20 protein-coding genes are annotated in these 20,568 nt (G+C 73.6%); 12 read left to right on the top strand and 8 right to left on the bottom strand.

Translation table 11 applies throughout. The annotated features are described in order from the left end of the window. Nucleotides 1-24: 24 nt before the first annotated feature. The 4 genes from ACGFIA_RS03255 (at nt 25) to ACGFIA_RS03240 (ending at nt 3,941) form a co-directional block, all read left to right on the top strand. Nucleotides 25-1,260: a sensor histidine kinase gene (locus tag ACGFIA_RS03255; RefSeq protein ID WP_393258248.1), complete on the top strand. Its 1,236-nt coding sequence runs from the start codon at nt 25-27 to the stop codon at nt 1,258-1,260. After that, complete coding sequence (locus ACGFIA_RS03250; protein WP_393258608.1) at nt 1,233-1,928, top strand: response regulator; 696 nt, start codon at nt 1,233-1,235, stop codon at nt 1,926-1,928. The genes ACGFIA_RS03255 and ACGFIA_RS03250 overlap by 28 nt, the downstream gene beginning before the upstream one ends. A gap of 69 nt (nt 1,929-1,997) precedes the next feature. Next, nucleotides 1,998-3,422, top strand: coding sequence for an ATP-binding protein (locus tag ACGFIA_RS03245; protein WP_393258246.1), 1,425 nt, complete (start codon nt 1,998-2,000; stop codon nt 3,420-3,422). An 87-nt stretch (nt 3,423-3,509) separates the two neighbouring features. Further along, complete coding sequence (locus ACGFIA_RS03240; protein ID WP_393258243.1) at nt 3,510-3,941, top strand: hypothetical protein; 432 nt, start codon at nt 3,510-3,512, stop codon at nt 3,939-3,941. A 219-nt stretch (nt 3,942-4,160) separates the two neighbouring features. On the opposite strand, the gene ACGFIA_RS03235 is transcribed toward ACGFIA_RS03240, so the two are convergent. Continuing rightward, nucleotides 4,161-4,940 carry a D-Ala-D-Ala carboxypeptidase family metallohydrolase gene (locus tag ACGFIA_RS03235; protein WP_357476352.1) on the bottom strand — a complete coding sequence of 260 codons (780 nt, stop codon included), beginning with the start codon at nt 4,938-4,940 and terminating at the stop codon, nt 4,161-4,163. A gap of 256 nt (nt 4,941-5,196) precedes the next feature. Here ACGFIA_RS03235 and ACGFIA_RS03230 point away from each other — a divergent pair, with 256 nt between their 5' ends. Further along, nucleotides 5,197-5,838 (top strand): DUF6642 family protein, encoded by a 642-nt coding sequence (locus ACGFIA_RS03230; RefSeq protein ID WP_357386001.1) that lies wholly within the window; start codon nt 5,197-5,199, stop codon nt 5,836-5,838. A 31-nt stretch (nt 5,839-5,869) separates the two neighbouring features. Beyond that, on the top strand, nt 5,870-6,334 hold the full coding sequence (locus tag ACGFIA_RS03225; protein WP_357385999.1) for a PPOX class F420-dependent oxidoreductase: 465 nt from the start codon (nt 5,870-5,872) through the stop codon (nt 6,332-6,334). Nucleotide 6,335: 1 nt separating this feature from the next. On the opposite strand, the gene ACGFIA_RS03220 is transcribed toward ACGFIA_RS03225, so the two are convergent. Both ACGFIA_RS03220 and ACGFIA_RS03215 read right to left on the bottom strand, forming a co-directional pair. Then, nucleotides 6,336-6,977 carry an NAD(P)-dependent oxidoreductase gene (locus ACGFIA_RS03220; RefSeq protein ID WP_184682566.1) on the bottom strand — a complete coding sequence of 214 codons (642 nt, stop codon included), beginning with the start codon at nt 6,975-6,977 and terminating at the stop codon, nt 6,336-6,338. Between the two features lie 55 nt (nt 6,978-7,032). Continuing rightward, entirely contained in the window at nt 7,033-8,265 is a 1,233-nt protein-coding gene (locus ACGFIA_RS03215) for a serine hydrolase domain-containing protein (RefSeq protein WP_357385997.1), read from the bottom strand. A gap of 55 nt (nt 8,266-8,320) precedes the next feature. Between ACGFIA_RS03215 and ACGFIA_RS03210 the strand changes: the two genes are divergently transcribed. The 3 genes from ACGFIA_RS03210 to ACGFIA_RS03200 all read left to right on the top strand — a co-directional run bounded on the left by ACGFIA_RS03210 (nt 8,321) and on the right by ACGFIA_RS03200 (nt 11,768). After that, nucleotides 8,321-8,914: a pentapeptide repeat-containing protein gene (locus tag ACGFIA_RS03210; protein ID WP_357476348.1), complete on the top strand. Its 594-nt coding sequence runs from the start codon at nt 8,321-8,323 to the stop codon at nt 8,912-8,914. 828 nt (nt 8,915-9,742) lie between these two features. Further along, nucleotides 9,743-10,741, top strand: coding sequence for a hypothetical protein (locus tag ACGFIA_RS03205; protein WP_393258236.1), 999 nt, complete (start codon nt 9,743-9,745; stop codon nt 10,739-10,741). A 121-nt stretch (nt 10,742-10,862) separates the two neighbouring features. Continuing rightward, nucleotides 10,863-11,768, top strand: a complete 906-nt coding sequence (locus ACGFIA_RS03200) for a hypothetical protein (RefSeq protein WP_357385991.1) — start codon at nt 10,863-10,865, stop codon at nt 11,766-11,768. Nucleotides 11,769-12,187: 419 nt separating this feature from the next. Here ACGFIA_RS03200 and dacB read toward each other — a convergent pair whose 3' ends face one another. Next, nucleotides 12,188-13,771: a D-alanyl-D-alanine carboxypeptidase/D-alanyl-D-alanine-endopeptidase gene (gene dacB, locus ACGFIA_RS03195; protein ID WP_393258233.1), complete on the bottom strand. Its 1,584-nt coding sequence runs from the start codon at nt 13,769-13,771 to the stop codon at nt 12,188-12,190. A 314-nt stretch (nt 13,772-14,085) separates the two neighbouring features. Here dacB and ACGFIA_RS03190 point away from each other — a divergent pair, with 314 nt between their 5' ends. Beyond that, complete coding sequence (locus ACGFIA_RS03190; RefSeq protein WP_357385986.1) at nt 14,086-14,367, top strand: iron-sulfur cluster biosynthesis family protein; 282 nt, start codon at nt 14,086-14,088, stop codon at nt 14,365-14,367. Between the two features lie 2 nt (nt 14,368-14,369). Here ACGFIA_RS03190 and ACGFIA_RS03185 read toward each other — a convergent pair whose 3' ends face one another. Then, nucleotides 14,370-15,383, bottom strand: coding sequence for a hypothetical protein (locus tag ACGFIA_RS03185; protein ID WP_357385984.1), 1,014 nt, complete (start codon nt 15,381-15,383; stop codon nt 14,370-14,372). Between the two features lie 313 nt (nt 15,384-15,696). Between ACGFIA_RS03185 and ACGFIA_RS03180 the strand changes: the two genes are divergently transcribed. Then, nucleotides 15,697-16,089: a cupin domain-containing protein gene (locus ACGFIA_RS03180; RefSeq protein WP_013284343.1), complete on the top strand. Its 393-nt coding sequence runs from the start codon at nt 15,697-15,699 to the stop codon at nt 16,087-16,089. Between the two features lie 34 nt (nt 16,090-16,123). On the opposite strand, the gene ACGFIA_RS03175 is transcribed toward ACGFIA_RS03180, so the two are convergent. Together ACGFIA_RS03175 and ACGFIA_RS03170 are read right to left on the bottom strand one after the other, a co-directional pair. Next, entirely contained in the window at nt 16,124-17,305 is a 1,182-nt protein-coding gene (locus ACGFIA_RS03175) for a threonine synthase (RefSeq protein ID WP_357385982.1), read from the bottom strand. Nucleotides 17,306-17,313: 8 nt separating this feature from the next. Beyond that, nucleotides 17,314-18,348, bottom strand: coding sequence for a DNA polymerase ligase N-terminal domain-containing protein (locus tag ACGFIA_RS03170; protein ID WP_393258228.1), 1,035 nt, complete (start codon nt 18,346-18,348; stop codon nt 17,314-17,316). A gap of 78 nt (nt 18,349-18,426) precedes the next feature. Here ACGFIA_RS03170 and ACGFIA_RS03165 point away from each other — a divergent pair, with 78 nt between their 5' ends. Beyond that, nucleotides 18,427-19,209 carry an aldo/keto reductase gene (locus ACGFIA_RS03165; RefSeq protein ID WP_357385978.1) on the top strand — a complete coding sequence of 261 codons (783 nt, stop codon included), beginning with the start codon at nt 18,427-18,429 and terminating at the stop codon, nt 19,207-19,209. 56 nt (nt 19,210-19,265) lie between these two features. Here ACGFIA_RS03165 and ACGFIA_RS03160 read toward each other — a convergent pair whose 3' ends face one another. Further along, the gene (locus ACGFIA_RS03160) at nt 19,266-20,402 is read right to left on the bottom strand and encodes a cellulose binding domain-containing protein (RefSeq protein ID WP_357385976.1); all 1,137 of its coding nucleotides are present in this window, start codon (nt 20,400-20,402) and stop codon (nt 19,266-19,268) included. Nucleotides 20,403-20,568: the final 166 nt, after the last annotated feature.

Genomic DNA, 20,568 nt, shown 5'->3' with positions numbered 1-20,568 from the left:
CGGACGGCTTCCTAGCATGGACGGGTGACAAGCGCCGCCGTACCCGATCATCCTTGGCTCCTGCCGGGCTCCCTGGTGCCCGCCCGGGCCCGGCGGACGCCGCGGGACTGGTTCGTGGACGGCGTGCTGTTCGTGGCCTCGCTGCTCTGGGTGCTGATCGCGCACGGCGACGTCACCAGCGCCACCCCGGAGTTCGGCCTCAACGCCGGTCCGGCCTGGCTGGTGGAGGTCGACCTGCTCATCGGCCTGCTCGTCAGCGGCGCGCTCTGGCTGCGCCGCCGCTGGCCGATCGGGCTGGCGCTGGCCACCGCGCCGCTCGTGTTCTTCTCGGTCACCTCCGGCCTCGCGTTGCTCGTCATCACGTTCACCGTGCTCGTGCACCGGCCGCTGCCGGTGGGCCTGGCCCTGGCGGCCTGGAACGTGCTGAGCCTGCCTGTCTACCTCGCCGTGCGGCCCGATCCGACGATGCCGTTCTGGGGTTCCGTGATCTGGACCGCGCTGTTCATCGGCGTGGTGGTGGCGTGGGCCCTGTTCGTCAGGGCCCGCCGCCAGCTGGTGCTGTCCCTGCGCGACCGCGCCGAGCGGGCCGAGGCCGAGCAGCAACTCCGGCTCGACCAGGCCCGGCAGCTCGAACGCGGCCGGATCGCCAGGGAGATGCACGACGTGCTCGCGCACCGGATCTCCCTGCTCAGCCTGCACGCGGGCGCGCTGGAGTTCCGGCCGGACGCGCCGCCGGAGGAGGTGGCGCGGGCGGCCGGTGTGATCCGGGCCAGCGCGCACGCCGCGCTCCAGGACCTGCGCGAGGTGATCGGCGTGCTCCGGGCCGAGGTGGGCTCCGAGGCCACACCGGAACGGCCGCAGCCCACGCTTGCCGACGTGCCGGCGCTGGTCGCCGAGAGCCGCGACGCCGGGGTACGGGTCGGCGTGGTCGACGAGGTGGCCGGGCCGGAGACGGTGCCGGCGGCGATCGGGCGCAGCGCGTACCGGATCGTGCAGGAGGGGCTGACAAACGCCCGCAAGCACGCACCGGGCGCGGTGGTGACGGTCCGGCTGGCCGGTGGTCCGGGGGACGGGCTGGCGGTGGAGATCGTCAACCCGTGGCCCGTCGGTGCGCCCGCCACCGCTATCCCGGGCGCCGGCACCGGGCTGGTCGGGATCGCCGAACGGGTCACGCTCGCCGGTGGCCGCCTGGGACACGGGCGCGACGCCGACGGCACGTTCCGGCTGACCGCCTGGCTGCCCTGGGCGGCGGCTCAGTGAGCGCCCCGGTCCGGGTGCTGATCGTCGACGACGACCCGCTGGTGCGTGGTGCGCTGTCGATGATCCTCGGCGGGGTGCCCGACCTGAGTGTGGTCGGCGAGGCCGCCGACGGAGCCGAGGTGCCGGCCGCCGTCGCCGCGTACGCCCCGGACGTGGTGCTGATGGACATCCGCATGCCCCGGGTCGACGGCCTGGCCGCCACCGAGGCGCTGCGTGCCACCGCCGAGCCGCCCGAGGTGCTGGTGCTCACCACCTTCGACGCCGACGAGCAGGTGCTGCGGGCGCTGCGCGCCGGGGCGAGCGGCTTCCTGCTCAAGGACACCCCGCCGGCCGACATCGTGGCGGCGGTACGCCGGGTCGCGGCGGGGGAGGCGACGCTGTCCCCGGCGGTGACCCGCAAACTCATCGCGCACGTCACGGCCACCGCGCCGGTGTCCGGCCCGGACCCGAAACGGGAGCGGGCGGTACGGCTGCTCGACGGGCTATCCGAGCGGGAGCGGGAGGTCGCGGTGCTGCTCGGCCGGGGCCGGACCAACGCGGAGATCTCCGCCGAGCTGTTCATGAGTGTGGCGACGGTGAAGGCGTACGTGTCGCGGCTGCTGACGAAGCTCGACCTGAACAACCGCGTGCAGGTGGCCCTGCTGGTCCAGGACGCCGGCCTGGTCTGACGCCAGAAGCTCTCATCAGCGATACTATCAAGAGTGAGAGTATCGGCGATGATGGCGTTAGGTGATGACGTGGCCGGTTTCGTCGGCAGGACGCGGGAGCTGGACCGGCTCGACGGCATGCTGGCGCGCGTCGAACGCGGCGGCCGGGCGGGGCGGCCGGGGCGGGCGGTGCTCATGCGAGGGCGCCGCCGGGTGGGCAAGTCCCGGCTCGTGGAGGAGTTCGTCGAGCGCGCTGACGTACCGCACCTCTTCTTCACCGCCTCGGCGCAACCCACGGTGGCCGCAGACCTGCGCCTCTTCGTCGAGGCGGCGGCCGGCTCAACGCTCCCCGGCGCGGCGCTCTTCACGGCGCAGGCGCCCGCTACCTGGGACGCGGCTCTCGCCCTCCTCGCCGCCGCGCTGCCCGCGGACCAGCCCAGCGTCGTCGTGCTCGACGAGATGCCCTACCTCATCGCCACCGACCCGGGTTTCGAGGGCACCCTCCAGAAGGTCTTCGACAGGGAGTTGTCCCGCCGGCCGGTCCTGCTGATCTGCGTCGGCTCCGACCTGGCGATGATGGAGGCGCTCAACGACTACGGCTGGCCGTTCCACCAACGCGCGACCGAGATGGTCGTGCCGCCCCTGAGCCCCGGCGACGTGGCCGAGATGCTCCAGCTGCCGCCGGCCGATGCCATCGACGCGTACCTCGTCACCGGCGGCCTACCGCTCGTCCTCGACGACTGGGCCCCCGGCGAGACCGTGCGCGACTACCTCGCCCAGGCCGTCCCGGACCCCACCTCCGCGCTGCTCGTCAGCGGGGAACGGGCCCTCGCCGCCGAGTTCCCGCCGCAGTCCCAACCGGGCGTGGTGCTGCGCGCCATCGGCTCGGGGGAGCGCACCTCCTCCTCCATCGCGCGGGCCGCCGGCGGGATCCCGCAGGCTTCGTTGCACCGCGCGCTCCGGCTGCTGACAGACAAGCGGGTCGTGGACGCCACCCTCCCGCTGTCCACCCGTCCGTCGCGCGAGACCCGCTACACGGTCGCCGACCCGTACCTCCGCTTCTGGCTCGCCTTCCTCGATCCGTACCTCGCCGAGATCGAGCGCGGCAGAGGGGATCTGACGCTCGCCCGCATCCACTCGTCCTGGACCTCCTGGCGGGGACGTGCGGTCGAGCCGGTGATCCGGGAGTCGCTGCGCCGGCTGCCGCCGGGGCACCTGCCGTCCGGGACGGGGGAGGTGGGCGGGTACTGGACGCGTACCAACGATCCCGAGATCGACCTGGTCGGCGGTGACCGGAGCCCGGTGGCCAAGCGGATCACGTTCGTGGGTTCGGTCAAATGGCTGGAGAACGGCGCGTTCGACGCCCACGACCTGGCCCGGCTGCTCCACCACCGCGCCCAGCTGCCGGGTGCCGACGACCACACGCCGCTCGTCGCGGTGGTGCGCAGTGGCCGTGCGGTAGACGGCGTCACCGCGCTCGGGCCGGCCGAACTGCTCGCCGCGTGGCGGGATTGAACTACTGCCGTTTCCGGGCCGTACCAGTGGTCGAGGATGTGGTGCGGCCGTTCCGCCGTATCGCTGCCGAGCTGCGGGAGGCCTGCCGTGCGAGTTGGTGAGCAGTCGACGGATCCCATCGACCAGATCCTGGGCGAGGTGCCGGTACCGGCGCCGTTGACCCCTGAGGACGTCCGCCTCGCGGTCCGGGCGGTGGTGGTGCACGCCGCCGAGGAGTGGCCCGCGGGGCCGAAGTGCCGCAACGACGGGTCGTCGTTCCCCTGCCGGTTGCATCGCTGGGGCCGGCGCGTGCTGGAGACTCACGGTCTCAACGACCGGCAGATCGACGCGCTGATCCGGCACGGCAACCCGTTCGTGCACGTGCCCTTCCCGTTCGTGCTGACCGGGCCGCGTCAGGCCGCCCGTACGCCCGGCCAGGCGGCCCGCGGTCCGGTCCCCCGGGTCGCCGTGCCGCCGGTGCGGCCCGTCGCCGGGCGGCCCGCACCCGCCGCCCGCCCTCGCTGGCCCCGGGCGAGCTGACCCCGAGCCCTCGCCTGGCCCCGGGCGAGCTGACGCCGGCCCCTCGCCCGGTGCCAGGCGGGCCCACCCCAGGCCCGCAGGTCCGGGTGAGCTGACGCCCGGCGTCCCGTTCCGGTCGCGTCCACGCCCCGTCGCGGAGTGGCGTCGATCGCGCCGGAGCATGCCGACGGCGGCCCGGCCGGGGAGCCCCCACCCCCGTGCCGGGCCGCCGTCACCGCGTCACTCGACCCCGCAGTCCGGGGCGGCCCAGTCCCTGGTGTTAGCCACCTTGTCCCGGTTGTTCTCCCGCCGCGAGTCCACGTGCGTGTGGTCGTCGTGGTCCGGGTAGCCGGGCCCGTAGATGCCGCTGAAGCCCTGGTCGCGGGCCGACCGGGCGATCTCGCAGAGGCTGCGGTGCTTGGCGATCAGGTCGGCCGCGTTGCCGTAGAGGTGCTGGCTGTCCGTGGCCCCGCCGACCTGCCGGTTGCAGGCGATGCTGCGGAACCCGCTGGTCACGTAGATCGGCTTGTCGCCGAGGCTGCGGCGCAGCGCCTCCAGCTTCCACATGGTGCGCAGCGCGTTCTCCTTGGTGGCCGCCGAGGAGAGCGGGCCGCCGGCCCACCCACCCTTGCCGCAGCCGTTGTCCAGCTCGGCGTAGCTGAAGTGCTTCGGCGTGCAGTCGCTGTCCTTCTGCAGGTCGTAGATCTTGGCAAACGTCTGCGGCCCGGCCACGCCGTCGGCGCGCAGCCCGTACGCGGCCTGGAAGCGCTTGACCGCGGCTGCGGTCTCCGGGCCGTAGACGCCGTCGACCCGGACGACGCCGGCGTACCCGGCCCAGCCGGCCACCCGGATCTGGAGCTGCCGCACGTCGGAGCCGGAGCGTCCCTGCGACAGGGTGCGGTTCCAGGTGTAGCAGCCGTCGGCGTGGGCCGGTGGCGCGGCCACGACGGTCGCCACGGCGGCCCCGGGCAGGGCCAGCGCGAACGCGACCGCCGCCCGCTTCAGGGTGTTGACGCGCACAGAGTCCTCCCGATGTCAGAGCGGAACTGGGGTCCGACGGGCACATCGACCGGTACGTCCCGTCTCTCTCACCGTGACAGGTGCGAGGACTCTTCGTGGTGATTAGCCGAAATTGTTCTCACATCAGGCGCTTGCTGAGTATCAGCTGTGAATAGTGCCCGTTTGCGAACGCGCTGCCGGGTGTCGCCCGTCGGAGGTGAGCGGTAACGTCTGCTCCCGGACCCGGGCGGCGACCTCGACGGGCGGGAGGTGGGCGTTGGCGCGTGGCGGCGTGTTCTGCGTCGAGGGGCAGTGGCACCGCGACCTCAACGAGCGAGGGTCCGTCCTGCCCACGCTCGACCTGCTCGAACGGCTCGGCCGGATCCGCTACATCCACAAGGACGCGGCCACCCGCGACGAGCTGTTCTACTTCGTCGACCGCTGGCTGCTCAAGCAGTACGCGGACCACCGGGTGGGCTTCTTCGCCATGCACGGCGAGCCGAGCCGGCTCTGCCTCACCGACTGGGACTCGGTCGAGCTGTCCGACGTGGCCGAGCGGATGGCCGGCCGCTGCGAGGGCCGACGCCTCTACTTCGGCAGCTGCTCGGTGCTGCGCGCCTCCGACGCCACGCTGCGCGAGTTCCTCGACATCACCGGCGCGGCGCTGATCTGCGGCTTCACCCGCGAGGTGGACTGGGTCGAGTCGGCCGCCTTCGAGACGGTGCTGCTCGACGTGCTCGCGAACGGGCAGCGGCACAACGCCGCCGAGGTGCGGATGCGCTCGGCGCACTGGGCGCCGCTCGCCGCGTACCTCGGTTTCCGGGTCATCTACGCCAACGGCCGTGCCTGGCGGCCGGCGGCCCGCCCGCGCGTGCCGGAACAGGTCACCGCACAGCGGGCCGCCGGCCGTCCGCGCTGAGGACCATCGACCGGGCTGGTAGAACCGAGGCATGGCACGCAGCATCGCGAAGAACACCCGGGTCGACCGGGACGCCCTGATCGAGTTCCTCCGCCCCCGGCACCAGGTCGTGCTCATGACCACCCGCTCCGACGGCCGCCCGCAGTCCTCCCCGGTGTCCTGCGGGGTGGACGCCGAGGGCCGGCTGGTGATCTCCACCTATCCGGAGCGGGCCAAGGTGACGAACATCCGCCGCGATCCGCGCGTGTCCGCGTGCGTGCTCTCCGACGACTGGAACGGCCCGTGGGTGCAGGTCGACGGCGTGGCCGAGGTGCTCGACCTGCCCGAGGCGCTGGAGCCGCTGGTCGAGTACTTCCGCAGCATCTCCGGTGAGCACCCGGACTGGGACGAGTACCGGTCGGCGATGGTCGCGCAGGGCAAGTCGCTGATCCGCGTCACCATCGAGTCCTGGGGTCCGATCGCCACCGGCGGCTTCCCGGCCCGGCTGGCCGGCTGACTCAGTACGCGACGGTGAACCGGGCGTTGCCGAACCGCGGATTCTCGATCTCGTCGACGATCGCCACGGCCAGGTCCTCGTAGGTGAGCACCGACCGGCCCTGCGCGTCGGTCACCGGCTGGTCGGTACCGGTCCGGTAGTGCCCGGTCCGCTCGCCCGGGTGGAACTCCAGCGGCGGCGGGGAGACGTACGTCCAGGTGACCCCGTCGGCGCTGGAGCGGTAGAACTCCAGCGCGTCGGCCTGGCCGTGCGCCGAGTCCCGGTACTCCTCCGGGAAGTCCGGCTCGTCCAGGTAGCGGGTGCCCTTCGGGGTGAGCAGCGTCGAACCGCCGCCGACGTGGATCACCCGGGGCGGATCGGGCAGCTCCCGCAGCGTGTCGACCAGCGTCCGCGCGGCGTCGCGCCACAGCTCCCGCTCGCCGCCGCCGATGGCCACCACCAGCACGTCCGCGTCCTGCGCCAGTTCGCGTACGCTCCGCGCCGAGGTGGCGTCGCCGGTCACCGTGCGTACGCCGGGTGGTAGATAGCCGACCGCCTCCGGACGCCGCACCGCCGCTGTGACCCGGTGCCCCCGCTCGACCGCCTCGGCCGCGATCCGCGATCCCGCCGTCCCACCGGCACCGAACACGACGATGTCGCTCATGCCTCACAGGCTAGGCAGCCCACCGGCGGGCGGCGGGGCGTTCCGCCGAACCGGCTCAGTCGACGATCGCCGAGTAGACGAGCTGGCGCAACTGGCTGCGCAGCGGGTACGTGCTGGACGGCATCAGCTGGGTGAACAGCAGCGCGGTGACCTCCTCCACCGGGTCCACCCAGAACGCGGTGCTGGCCAGGCCGCCCCAGTAGAACTCGCCGACACTGCTCGGCACCCGCGACGGCACCGGGTCCAGCACCACCGCGAAGCCCAGCCCGAAGCCGATCCCGTCGAGGATCGTCTCGGCGAAGCCGTCCGGGGAGAACGAGGCCAGGTCCCGGTCGCCGGGCAGGTGGTTGCGGGTCATGAAGCGCACCGTGCGGGGACCGAGCAGGCGCACCCCGTCCAGCTCACCGCCGCGCAGCAGGAACTGGGTGAAGCGGTGGTAGTCGGCCGCCGTGGAGACCAGCCCGCCGCCGCCGGAGTGCCACGTCGGCTCCGCCAGCGCGGCCCGGCCCACCCCGTCGGCGCGTACCGCCTGGCCGGTGGCCGGGTGCGGGGCGTACAGGGCGGCCAGGCGCTTCGCGTCCGCCGCGTCCACCCACCAGCGGGTGTCGGTCATGCCCAGCGGGCCCAGGATCCGCTCGGCGAAGAACGCCTCCAGTGACTGCCCGGAGATCACCTCGACCAGGCGGCCCAGCACGTCTGTGGAGACGCCGTAGTTCCAGCTCGTGCCGGGCTGGAACAGCAGCGGCAGCCGGGCCAGCCCGGCCGAGGCGGCGGCCAGGTCCGCGCCCGGCGGCACGCCCAGGTCGAAGCCCGCCGCCCGGTAGAGGCCGTCGACCACCGAGACCTGGGCGAAGCCGTACGTCAGGCCGGCGGTGTGGGTGAGCAGGTGCCAGATCCGGATCGGCTCGACCGCCGGCACGGTGTACGGCTTGAGCACCGAACCCCGGTCGTAGACGCGGACGTCGGCGAACTCCGGCAGCCAGCGGCTGACCGGGTCGTTCAGCTCGAACCGGCCCTCCTCCCAGAGCATCATCGCGGCGACCGAGGTGATCGGTTTGGTCATCGAGTAGATGCGCCACAGCGTGTCCGCCTCGACCGGCGTACCGGCCTCCCGGTCCCGCAGCCCGTACGTCGAGGAGTGGGCGACCTCGCCCCGGCGGGTGACGACGATCTGCCAGCCGGCGAGGCGGCCGTCGTCGACGTACCGGGCGAAGTGCTCGTCGATCCGCGCCAGCCGGGCGGGATCGAAGCCGACGTGGCCGGGGTCGGTGCTCACCGTGACGCTCACGACGCGAACCTACCCGCAGGTATCGCGGCCGGGAAGTGTCACTACTGTCGGTGGCATGCCCGAGCAGGTCGAGGACGTCACCTACCGCCAGGAGGACTGGTACGCCGAGGAGCTGGCCGACCGGCACTTCGTGCGGTGCGAGTTCTTCCACGCCGACCTGACCGAGGCGGTCAGCCGGGGCGCGGTCTTCACCGACTGCGTGTTCGGCAACGTGGCGTTCAACGCCTCCCGGCACACCGACTCGGCGTTCACCAGGTGCTCGTTCAGCAAGTGCAACCTGTTCGAGGCCGAGTTCACCGGCTGCAAGCTGGTCGGCAGCACGTTCGACCGCTGCGACCTGCGCCCGTTGCGGATCGACCGGGGCGACTGGTCCTTCGTCACGCTCGCCGGAGCCGACCTGCGCGGGGCGCGGATCACCGACGTACGGATGCGGGAGGTCGACCTGACCGGCGCCGACCTGACCGGCGCGACGCTGACCGGCGTGGACCTCTCCGGCGCCCAGTTGCACGCCGCCAAGCTGATCCGCGCCGACCTGCGCGGCAGCGACCTGTCCTCGCTCGACCCGACGGCGGTGCAGCGTTCCGGCGCGCGGATCGACGTCGAGCAGGCGATGGTGCTGGCCCAGGCGCTCGGCTTCCAGGTCGGCTGAGCCCGCCACTGACCACCCACCGCCCACCCCGGCGCGCGCCCGCCCACCCGCCCGGTGCGTCGGTGGGCGAGCCTGGGGAGATCTTGGAAGGAAATGGCCCCTATGGGGGCCTAATTCTTCCAAGATCTGGTTCAGGGAGGGGTGCGGCGGGGTGTCGCGCGTGGGAATCGCGCGGACTGATGCCCTTCTGCAAGATCGCGTTCTGTGTCATCCTCCCTACGGCGAGCCACGGGGCCGGGCCGCTCGCCGCCGGTGGCCGAGGGAGGGTCGGTGGCTGAGGACGACATCGCGCGGACCGGAATCCGGGTCGGGGGTTGGCTGCCCACGCCGGACGATTCGGCAGACGCGCCGGAGCGGCCCGCCGGTCCACGCCGCCTGCCCGGGGACGCGGAGCCCGCCGCACCCCGTTCGGCGGCCGACGGCGACCGTCCACCGGCCGACGCGCCCGATCCGGTGACCGTCCGCGATCTGGAACCGCCCGGTACCGCTGAATGGCCGCCGCCACGCACCGCCGGACCGCCGACGCCCGAGCTGCCCGCCTCAGGCCCGCTCCCCGCCGACGTGCCCGCGCCCACCCCACCCGCGACGACTCCGCTCGCGCCCGGCCCGCCGGCTCCTGGTCCGCTGGCTTCTGGTCCGCTCGCTCCGGGTCCGCTCGCCACCGGGGCAGGTGTACCGGCCGGGCCCGAGCCGCGACCGAACCCGCCCGGCGGCCGGGTGCCGCTGGTCGGGCCGGCTCCGATCGGGCTGCACCTGTCCGCTGCGTCGCCGGTTCGGGCGGGCGCCTCACACGATCCGGCCGAACCCGGCCCGTCGCACGAGGCCGACGTGGAGGCGAGACCAGGCCGGCACTCCGCCCCGGAGAGCATCCCGGCGCGACTCGCCGACCTGGCCGGCCGGATCGGCGTGCGGCTGAGCGTCGTGGGCCGGGCGGCGAAAGATCGGCTCCCCGCTTCGGGCCGGGCGGCGAAGACCCGGCCGAGCCCGATCGCCGGCCCGGCGCGTCGGCCCGCGCCCGATGCCCCGGCCACCCGGGTCGCCGCGGCCCGGGCCCGGCGCCGACGCCGGCGTGCCGTACTGGCGGCGGTGGCCGTGACCGGGCTGGTGGCCGCGCTCGCGTACGCCGCCCGGTCGCCGGGGACGCCGCCGCTGATCCGGGAAACCGCGCCGGTCGCGGCACCCAGCGAACAGGCGCCCACAGCACAGGCGCCCAGCGCGCAGGCGCCGCCCTCAAAGCAAGCAGCGGGTGAGCAGGCGCCGGTCACCGGTGACCCGGTGTCGCCCGGCGGTCCACTGCTCGACGTGGACCTGGTGCCGCTGCCCGGGACGGTGTCGCTCACCGCGCTCGGTACGCGGGACTGGCGGCACTGGGGCGGCTCCGGCGCGGACAGCTTCCATCGCAAGGCGGGCGGCACGGGTGAGATCCAGGATCCGGGCGGCGAGCGGCTGGAGCACAACGCGGGCGCCAGCGATCTCCAATGGACCGACGGCACGCCGACCGCCGCCCAGGAGGGCACCCGCGCGGGGGTCTTCCAGCGCGGCGCCGGCAAGAGCTTCACGCTCGGCGTGGCCGGGAGCGGGGAGCCGCGTACGGTCCGGTTGTTCGTCGGCACGTTCTCGGCCGGCGCGCGGCTGGACCTGTCGCTGTCCAGCGGCGGCGATCCCGCCGTCCGCGAGGTCGCCCTCGCCGCGGGTGACCGCTTCTACCAGTACGTCATCCGCTTCCGGGCGACGCCGGGGGAGCGGCTGCTGATCAGGTGGCAGGCCCTGACGGTGACCGGCGGGCAGAACGACGGGGTGGCGTTGCAGGCGATCACGGTAAGCTGAGCGGCCCGGTGGCCGGCCGTGAGGTAACGAACTGGAAACTCCCGTCGCTCGACATGTGGCGCGAACTCTCTTCCGGTGACACCGTGAAGCCCGTCACGCTCCGGTCGTATCGGACGGTGCGGTGACCGAAGTGGAGGGTGTGGTGGGCCAGGAGGACCGTCCGCGTACCGGCCCCGGATCGCATCGGCACGGCCTTCCGCGTACCCGGTCCGCGCTGCGCCGGCTGCGCCGTCGGCGGCGGTTGATGCTGGAAGGGTTGGCCGCGGTCCTCTGCCTGGCGGCGCTGGCGTTCTATCTCGGCGGGGAACGGCACGAGGCGCCGCGCGAGGAGCACGCCGGGTTGCCCGTCGCTCCGCCCGGCCCGGTCGGGTTGCCGAACGAGGCCGGCGAGACGGTGGTCAACCCGGGGCTGCGCCCCCGGCAGCGGCCGCCGTCGCCGAGCCCGTCGCCGTCCACGCCGTCGCCGTCGCCGCCGAGCGCGCTGCCGCCGACCGTCACGGTCACCCGCGCGGAGGTGCCCGCCACCGTCGACCTCACGGCCGCCGGCCCCACCGACTGGGTCCACTGGGGGCTCATCGGCGCCGACCGGGCGGTCCGCAAGCGGGGCGGCTCCGGTGAGATCCGCGACGAGGGCGGCCGGGGGCGGCGGGAGAGCTTCAGCAACAACCCGGAGGCGTACGCCTGGGGCGACGGCGCCCCTGTCGCCTCGGCGAGCGGCACCATGTCCGGCGTCTACACCTGCCACCGGGGCAGCGGGTTCAACCTGGCGGTGGCCGCCGACGGGAGCCCACGAACGGTGCGTCTGTACGCCGGGCTCTGGATGGCCCGTGGCCGCCTCGACGTGCGCGTCTCCACCGGCGGCCCGGTGACCACGCTGCGGATGGAGGATCCGCACACCGCGCTCACCACCGAGTTCACCGTCAGGTTCCGCGCCCCGCGCGGCGCGAAGCTGCTGCTGAACTGGACCGTGGAGGAGTCACTGGGCGACTGCGGCAACGTCAGCCTCCAGGCGGTGGCGCTGCGCTGAGCGGGGACAGTTTGTCCGTCGCCTACCCGGCCGGGCGTCGTAGGTTTCCGTTGCCACGTCCGACCATCCTCTGTGGAGGCCCGACCGATGACCGGCTCTGCCCCCGTCGTCCCCGCCCGCCCGCGTAGCGACGCCGACGTGCCGCGCGAGATCCCGATGCCGCCGTACGTGACGGTCGAGGACGTCCAGTTCGCGGTGCGGGCGGTGGTGGTGCACGCGCCCCGGACCTGGTCGGGTGGGACCGTCTGCCGCAACGACGCCGCCCGCACCCGTGCCGCCTGCACCGGTGGGGCCGGCGGGTGCTCACCCTGCGCGGGCTGCCGCCGGCCGAGATCGACGCGCTCGTCGAGCGGGGCGATCCCGGGGCCGGCCCGCGCCCGTACCGCCCCGGCGCCTGAGCGCCGGGGCGGCCCGGCCGGTCAGCAGAGCGCGGGCTTCACCCAGGAGCACTCCCGCCCCTCCGGCACGCGCGGCGAGTCCGGCGCGGTGGGCACCGTCCGCCGGGCGGTCGCCGTCTCCTTCTCGGTGTGCGCGGCAAGCGCGATCGCGATCTGGTCCTCCAGCCCCTTCACCGACGAGGTGAGGTAGTTGTTCAGCACGATCGAGAAGGCGAGCAGCCGCCCGTCGGCGTCGGTGACGTAACCGGAGAGCGCCGACGCCCCGGTCAGGCTGCCTGTCTTGGCGTGCACGTTGTTCGCGGCGGGCGTGCCGCCCATCCGGCTGCGCAGCGTCCCGCCCACGAACCGGTCCGGGTTGCCGGCCACCGGCAGCGCGGCGTACCAGGTGTCGAACCAGGGCTCGGAGCGGACCGCCGAGAGCAGCGTGACGAACTGGGCCGGCGGGACGAAGTTGCGCCGGGACAGGCCGGACCCGTCGCGCTGGCGCAGCGTGCCGGTGTCCACTCCGGCGTCGCCCACGTACCCGCTGATCGCGGAGAGGCCGGCGGCCCAGGTCCCGGAACCGGACAGCTGCCGGCCCAGTTCCTTCGTCAGCACCTCGGCGTGCCCGTTGTTGGAGAGCTTGAGGAACGGCACCATCAGGTCGGCCAGCGGCATCGAGTCGTGCCGGGCGAGCGGCTTGGCGGTGTCCGGGGTGGCGCTGCCGAGCACGGTCCGGCCGAGCACCCGTACGCCGTGCCGCCGCAGCGCGGAGCGGAACACGTCGGCGGCGTACCCGGTCGGTTCCCAGACGGTCACCCAGTCGCTCTCGGCGGCGTCGCCGACCGCGATCTGGCCGGTCACCACCACGGTGTTGCCGCCGTGCTCGCGTTCGAAGGAGATTGTGGTCTCGCCGTCGGCGACCGTCTCGGCCCGGTTGTCGATGCGCAGCCAGCCGTTCTCCGGCGTCATGGTGATCTTCGGGCGGGCTCCCTCCCGGGTGCCCGGCGCGGCGCGCACGATCACGGTGCCGGCGTCGTAGTCGGTGTCCGGGGCCACCGTGAGCGCGGACACCTGGGCGGCGTAGTAGTAGGGCTCGTCGTCCCAGGTCCAGTCCGGACCGAGCCGGTCGCGGTCGTACCGGGTGTCGTCGGCGACCAGGTCGCCCGCGACCACCCGTACGCCCGCCGCCGCGACCTGCTGGGCGAGCCGGTCGTAGTCGGCGGCGAGGATGGTCGGGTCGCCACCGCCGCGCAGGTAGAGGTCGCCGGAGAGCATCCCGGCGTGGCGCTGCCCGTCGGTGCTGACCTCGGTGGCGAAGCGGTGGCCCGGGCCGAGCAGCTCCATCGCCGCGGCCGAGGTGAGCAGCTTGGTGTTGGAGGCGGGGATGAGCCGGCGGGTGCCGTTGCGGTCGTAGAGCGTGCGGCCGGTGGTGGTGTCGACGACGACCACGCCCGCCTGGGCCCCGTTGAGCCGGCTGTCGGCGAGGACCGCGTCGATGGTGGCGTGCAGCCGGGTCTGCGCGGGGGTGGGCGCTTCGGCGGTGGCGGTGGTGGTGCCGGCGGTGGCCGCGGTGGCGACCAGCACCAGCACCGCCAGCGTCCGGGGGAATAGGCGACGATCCATGTGCAGATGCTGCCATGGAGATTTCCTGCGGAGAAGACTCCCGCGTGAAAGGTTATTTGCGGGGCCGGCGCGGACACCGCGAACGCGGGGAGTTCCCCGGCCGGGCCGGGGGAAACCCCTGTTCACCGGGGAGCGGCCGATCATCGGGTTCCGTTTGACGGATGACCGGGCAGCGGGCACGGTGGGGGTGAGGGCGGTGGAACGCCCTGCCTCCAGCGCGGCGAGAACCTGTTCCGCCCGCTTCCGGGTCGCGAGCCGACCGCGTGGGCCGTGTCGCCCGCGGAACCCGACATCCAGCCATGAGGAGTTCAGCCATGCTGACCATGACCGACAACGCCGTCCTGGTGATCCGTGACCTCGCCGCCCAGCAGGACGTCGCCGACGCCGGTGGGCTGCGCATCGCCGCCGACACCGACGCCGGTTCGCTCTCGATCGAGCTGGTGCCGCAGCCGGTGCAGGGCGACCAGGTGGTGGACACCGAAGGGGCGCGCATCTTCCTCGACTCCGACGCGGCCGAGCTGCTGAACGACACGTCGGTGGACGCGGTCGTCGACGAGGAGGGCGTGGTGCAGTTCGGGTTCACCGAGCAGGAGTGAGCTCAGCCGGCGCGCTGGTCCGGTTCCGGCCGGACCAGCGCGGCCAGCACGTGCGCCAGATGGTGCGAGGTGCTCCACGCGATCCAGTTGGCGGGTGAGCCCGCGCCGGCGCCCCGCCGCGCCCGCCGGACGACCTCGTGGTCGCCCCAGGAGAAGCCGGCCCCGGCCGGTGACCAGTGCGGCGCGGTGGTCAGCGTGCGGCACAGGTCGGCGAACCGGTCGTCGGCCCGGCCGCCGCGCCGCGACCAGCGGTAGACCCACCATGCCTCGTCGTCGGCCCAGCGCAGCGTCGGTGCCCGGTCGCCCGGCTCGTCCGCGTCCCGTACCGCGCAGCCCACGCCGTAGTCGCCGTAACCGAGGCGCAGGTCGGCCAGGCGCCGCCAGAGCGACCAGTCGTGGCGGTCCAGCCGGACCGGCTCGTCCACCGGTAGCCGGGACAGGGCCGGCGGCATCCCGCCGGCCGCCACCGTCACCGAACGCCAGGCGTGCCGCAGTGCCCACTGCGCGGCCCGCCGGAGCCGCGGTTCGGCCAGCCGGACGTCGGCCCGGCAGCACACGTCCCCAGCGTCGAGCAGCAGGTCGCACTGCTCGGGCAGCAGGCCGGTCACCCGCCACACCCGTTCCGCCGCCGCGGTGGCCGCGTCCGGTCCGGCGCGGTCCGGGCCGACCCGCAACCGGACGACCGCGTGGTGCGCCCAGGCCCGGGCCGCCGCGCCGTGCGCGGCCAGCCGCCGGTCACTGTCCGCGAGACCGATCACCGGCACCAGCGGTACGCCCCAGCGGACCGGATCGTGTTCCGGGGCGTCCGGCACCGCCGACACGTCGACCGCGCACAGCAGCCCGTCCGGCAGCCGGGTCAGGCCGTCCACGATGGACGGGATGCCCGCCGGGACGTCGAGGACCGGTGCGACGAGCGCGGCGGAGGCGTCGTCCAGATGGGCCAGCGCCTCCAGCTCCCCACGCCGCGCGGCCAGCACCGGACGGTAGACCGTCGGCCGACCTCGGAGCGGCACCATACTTCAGAGTAACCAGGGGGCTGCGCCGCGTCAGGCGCTAGCGGGGGAACCGGCGACAGGCCGTCCGGGCGCGGAGACGAGCGCACGGCGCCGCACGACCTCCGGTCGTAACGTCGCCGCGCTCCGGCCGTCTCCCGCCACCGCAGCCGTACGGCGGTACGCCGACGGGGACCTGGCTCGACCGGCCAGCACCGCACCGGTCTTGTCGGGAGCACATGCCCCTTCCGGAGGGAGCCAAACCCGCCGGGCGTGGGGAATTCCACCATCTGCCACTCCCGGCGTGGCGGGCGCGTGATCGGGGTATGAGCGAGCCATGGAGCATTTCACGATCGCGACAGTCGCCGAGAAGAGTCCCGACTTCCGCCGCGTGCTCTGGACCGGGGAGCACACCCAGCTGGTCATCATGACCATTCCGCCGGGCGGCGAGATCGGCGAGGAGGTGCACGAGGGCATCGACCAGATCCTCACCTTCGTCAGCGGCACCGGCGAGGCGCGGGTGGCCGGTGAGAAGAAGGAGGTCGTCTCCGGCGACCTGGTGGTCGTGCCGGCCGGCACGAAGCACAACTTCGTCAACACCGGACCGAACCCGCTGGTGCTCTACACCGTCTACGGCCCGCCGGAGCACGCCGACGGCGCGGTGCACAAGACGAAGGAGGAGGCGGACGCCGCCGAGGAGGCGGGCGAGGACGAGCCGCCCACCTCCTGAACCCCAGCCGAGCGGGGCGCCACGACCGCGCAGGTCAGACGGGCGCCCCGCTGTGCACCAGGCCCGGGTACTTGACGCCGGCCCCGGTGTTGAGCACCACCACGCGCTCCCCGGGCCGGATCCAGCCGCCCGCACGCAGGTGCCGGGTGGCGGTCAGGCACGCCGCGCCCTCCGGGCAGAGCAGCAGCCCCTCCCGGGCGGCGAAGTCACGCAGGTCGGTGAGGATCTCCGCGTCGTCCACGGCGATCGCGGTGCCGGCGCTCTCCCGCAGCGCGGACAGGACCAGCTCGTCACCGAGCGGGGCGGGCACCGTGATGCCGAACGCGACTGTGTGCGCGTCCGCCCACGGGGTGGCCCGGTCCTCGCCGGCCGCGAACGCCCGTACGATCGGCGCGCACCCGGTCGACTGCACCGCCACCAGCCGGGGCAGCCGGTCCTCCACCCAGCCCAGCTCGCGCAGCTCGTGCAGCGCCTTGTGGATGCCGATCAGCCCGACGCCCCCGCCGGTGGGATAGACGATCACGTCGGGCACCTGCCAGCCGAGCTGCTCGACGATCTCGTACCCCATGGTCTTCTTGCCCTCCAGGCGGTAGGGCTCGCGCAGCGTGCCGGCGTCGAAGATCCCGCCGTCCGATCCGGCGACCAGTTCGGCGATCTCCCGGCCCGCGTCGTTTATCAGGCCGTCGATGAGCCGCAGGTCGGCGCCGGCGGCGAGGCACTCCTCGCGGCAGATCGTCGGCGCGGCCAGCGGCATGGCGATCGTCGCGCCCATCCCGGCCCGCGCCGCGTAGGTGGCCCACGCCGCACCGGCGTTGCCGTTCGTGGGCATGGCGATCCGCCGCACGCCCAGCTCCCGGGCCCGGCTCACGCCCACCGACGCGCCGCGCGCCTTGAACGACCCGGTCGGGGTCAGCCCCTCGTCCTTGACGATCAGGTCCGCCACACCGATCTCGTGGCCGTACGCGGGCGCGCGCCACATCGGCGTCCAGCCCTCGCCCAGCGTCGTGACGCACCGGGGATCGGCCACCGGCAGCAGCTCGCGGTAGCGCCACAGGTCGGCCGGGCGCAGCCCGAACTGTTCCGGCGTGACGGTGGCGGCCACCGCGGCGAGGTCGTAGCGGGCCAGCAGCGGCGAGCCGCAGCCGCAGAGGTTCTGCAACACGTCGGCCGGATGTTCACGGCCGCAGCGCGGGCACTCCAGGTGCGTCAGATGCACGGTGGTCCTCAGCTCGCGTCGATGCTCAGCCAGTGCCGGCTGCGCCGGCCCGGCTCGTACGGGGAGTCGAGGCGTTTCGCCACCACTCCCGGGAGCCCCTGCTCACGTGCGGCCCGTAGGGCGTCCGCGCCGACTCCCGGGAACCACGGCGGAGTCTGCCAGTGCGGACCGGCGAGCGCCAGACCGTCGAGCAGGTCACGGCGTTGCGCGTACGGCACGTCGAGACTGGACATGCCCTCCAGCCAGAGCAGGTCGACGGCGAGGAACTGCCCGTCGCGCCGGGTCGGCGCGCGGACCCGCCCGGCCGGGTCGATCCGGACCAGCACGCCGTCGAGCACCGCCTCCGCCGGGGCCAGCGCCTCGGCCATCGCCCGCGCCCAGGGGTACGAGCCGGTGATCTCCGTGTCGTCGCCGTCGAGCAGCCGCAGCCGGCCGCCGGAGACGTACGCCATCGCGCGCACGCCCGCCCAGCGCGGCTCGTACCCCCAGGCGGCGGCGTCGCGTGGCAGCCGCCCGCCCTGCGCGGGGAGCATCGGGCGGACCAGTTCGGGCATCGGCGTCCAGCCCTCCGGCGCCGGATCGGTGCGCCTGATCATCCAGTCCCGGCCCCGGCCACCGGTGGCGAACAGGACGTACCGCCCCTTCGTGCGCTCGCCGTCGAGCACCACTATCACCTCGTCGTCGCGCCACTTCTCCGCGCGGTAGGTGCCGGTGTCGTGCACTGTCATGCGCCCGCCGCCGTACTCCCCGGCGGGGATCTCCCCGTGGAACGTCAGGTATTCCATCGGGTGGTCCTCGGTGTGCACGGCCAGGTGGTTGCGGCCCGGGTCGCGGGGCAGGCCGCGCGGGACCGCCCAGGAGGCCAGCACGCCGTCGTGCTCCAGCCGCAGGTCCCAGTGCAGGCTCCGGGCGTGGTGCTGCTGGATGACGAAGCGTGGCGCGCGCCGCGCGGACCGCTTCCGGCCCCGCACCCGCTCGGGCACCGGTTCCGGGGTACGCGCGGCGTCCCGTTTCCGCCGGTACTCCTCCAGCCGGTCCGCCATCCCCGCATCCTCCCCCAGACGTGCCGTACGCGCCGGGATGCCGGTGTGTGCGCGGCGAACCGGGGTAGAACGGGGGACATGGACCTCGATCAGCCCACCCTCCCGCTCGCCGGTGACGTCCGGATCCCGCTGCTCGGCTTCGGCACGTGGCAGGCCACCGGCGAGGCCGGGTTCCAGGCGGTGCTCGCCGCGCTGGACGCCGGCTACCGGCACATCGACACGGCCACCATGTACGGCAACGAGAAGGAGGTGGGCCGGGCGGTCCAGGAGAGCGGGCTGCGCCGGGAGGACGTCTTCATCACCACCAAGCTGCCGCCGGACCGGGTGGGCCGGGAGCGCGAGACGATCGAGGCCAGCCTGGCGGCCCTGGACACCGACTACGTCGACCTGTGGCTGGTGCACTGGCCGCCGTCCGCGCCCGGCGACAGCATCCCGGTGTGGCGGGAGATGCTTGCCGCGCGCGACGAGAACATGGCCCGCACGGTCGGGGTGAGCAACTACTCGACCGATCAGATCGACGAGCTGATCCAGGCCACCGAGGAGACGCCCGCGGTGAACCAGATCCGCTGGAGCCCGGCGCTGTACGACAGGCACACGCACGCCGCCCACCGGGACCGGGGCGTGGCGCTGGAGGGGTACAGCCCGTTCAAGGCCAGCGACCTGTCCGACCCGGTGCTGGTCCGCATCGCCCAGGCGCACGACGTGTCACCGGCCCAGGTGGTGCTGCGCTGGCACATCGACCACGAGATCGTGGTCATCCCGAAGTCGGTCACGCCGGAGCGGATCCGGGCCAACATCGACGTGTTCGGGTTCTCGCTGACCGCCGAGGAGATGCGCGACATCGACGCGCTCGCCGGCTGAGGCGTACCGGGAAGGGGCGCGGTCCGTCGCGGACCGCGCCCCCTCGTGCGTGGTGGTCAGCCCTGGGCGCAGGTGGAGCCGTTGAGGGTGAAGCTGCTCGGCGCGGAGTAGCTGCCGTTCAGCGTCGCCTGGTAGCCGAAGCTGGTCGACGCGCCGGGTGCCAGCGTGCCGTTGTAGCCGGCGTTGCGGGCGGTCACCGCCGAGCCGCTCTGGCTCACCGTCGCGTTCCACGCGTTGGTGACGGTCTGCCCGGAGGGCAGGTTGTAGTTGAGCGTCCAGCCGTTGATCGTGCCGGAGCCGGTGTTCTTGACTGTCACGTCGGCGGTGAAGCCGTTGTTCCAGACGTTGGCCGCCTTGTAGGTGACGGTGCAGGACGCGCCGCCCGACGGCGGGGGCGTGGTCGGCGCCGACGTGGTCGGCGGCGGGTTGGAACCCCCGGTGTTGACGCTCTGGGAGAACGAGTTCACCGCCAGCCCGACGCCGCCCTGCCACGGCTCGAAGCCGGCCTGGATGCTGGTCAGGTACCAGTCGCCTGTGATCGCGCCCCGGTTGCGGGTGTCGTTGATGAACGCCAGCGCGTCGAAGCTGAAGCTGGGGATGGCCGACGGCGCCACGTACGAGATGACGTTGTTGGAGCCGTTGCTGCCCCGCCAGACCTCCCAGGTCCGGCCGGCGATGCTGGCGTTGCCGACCACCGAGCCGATGGGCTGGATCGGGCCCTGCCGGTTGAGCCAGATCATGATCTCCATCTGGTTCACGCCGTCGCGCTTCGGCGACGGGTCGAGCCAGATGTCGTACGCGGCGTCGTAGATCGCGCCGCTGACGTAGTTGTAGCTGATGCTGGCCGGCGCGCTGCTGATGTTCTTCACCTGCACCGGGAGGTTCGTGCCGGGCGAGCAGTTGGTGTAGTGGCAGCCCACGAAGATCGACGGGTAGGAGACCGGCGCCCCGTTCGTCGGCGCGGAGCCGTCCGCGCGGGTGATGGAGAAGCCGGTCGAGGTGACGTTGATGCACTGCTGGGCACTGGTGCCCCAGCGGTTGTTCTGCACCACGTACTTGCCGCCGATCGTGGTCGAGCCGTACTGCTCGCAGATCTGGGTGTCGGCGGAGGCGGTGCCGCCGAGCGCGACGGCGACGAGGGTGCCGGCGGCGAGCAGTCCGGCCGCCGCGAGGGCCCTGAGTGGACGCTTCATGATGCTCCTTGGCTCGGCGCGGGAATGCGCCGTTAGGTCGGGGGTACGGGCGGGAGCGCTCCCACGGTGCAAGGAATACATTTACATGTCTGAAATCATTGCGCAAATGCGCCGGGGTCGTTAACGCTCCGCGTCCGCCCGGTGGCGCGGGGGAGGGCCCCGGCCG

The sequence above is a fragment of the Micromonospora sp. NPDC049203 genome, assembly GCF_043197215.1.
Classification (GTDB): domain Bacteria; phylum Actinomycetota; class Actinomycetes; order Mycobacteriales; family Micromonosporaceae; genus Micromonospora.
Note: the sequence above shows the minus strand (reverse complement) of the source record. Positions and strands in the feature narration are given on the sequence as shown.